Raw genomic sequence first — 535 nt, forward strand, 5'->3', positions numbered from 1 at the left:
AGAGGCTGCTGCAAAGGGCTGGCCTTGACGCGATGCGCGATTTTCAAAGCACCATTCTGGAAATGATCGCCCGCGGCGCGCCGCTGGCCGCCACCATCGACCGGCTGTGCCGCGAGGTGGAGCGCCGCGCGCCCGGCGTGGTCTGCTCGGTGGTGACAGTCGATGCCATGCGCCGCCTGCGCCCACTGGCTGCGCCCAGCCTGCCGCCTGCCATGCGCGCGGCGTTCGACGGCATTGACATCGGCCCTGGTGTCGGCGCCTGCGGCACCGCGACGGCGCTGGGGATCGAGGTTGTCTCTGCCGATATTGCCACCGATCCCGCCTGGGCGCCCTATCGCGATCTGGTGCTGCCCCTGGGCATCAAGGCATGCTGGTCGCGGCCGATCATGGCAGGCAATGACCAGCCGGTGGGTGCCTTTGCCTTTTACTATCACGAAGCGCGCGGGCCTTCGGCGCTGGAGCGCGTGCTGGTGGACCGCTCCATCGCGCTGTGTGCCATCGCGCTCGACCGGCAACGGCGGGGGGGAGAGGGGGG

Annotated in this window: 1 protein-coding gene; it reads left to right on the forward strand. The window is 69.7% G+C overall.

The genetic code is table 11. The features are described 5' to 3' along the window. Positions 1 to 32: 32 nt before the first annotated feature. Positions 33 to 535: GAF domain-containing protein (locus H926_RS34975; protein ID WP_237741099.1), on the forward strand; the 503-nt coding region annotated here is incomplete at its 3' end.

The organism is Novosphingobium sp. B-7 (assembly GCF_000410615.1).
In the GTDB taxonomy this organism is placed as follows: Bacteria; Pseudomonadota; Alphaproteobacteria; order Sphingomonadales; family Sphingomonadaceae; genus Novosphingobium; species Novosphingobium capsulatum.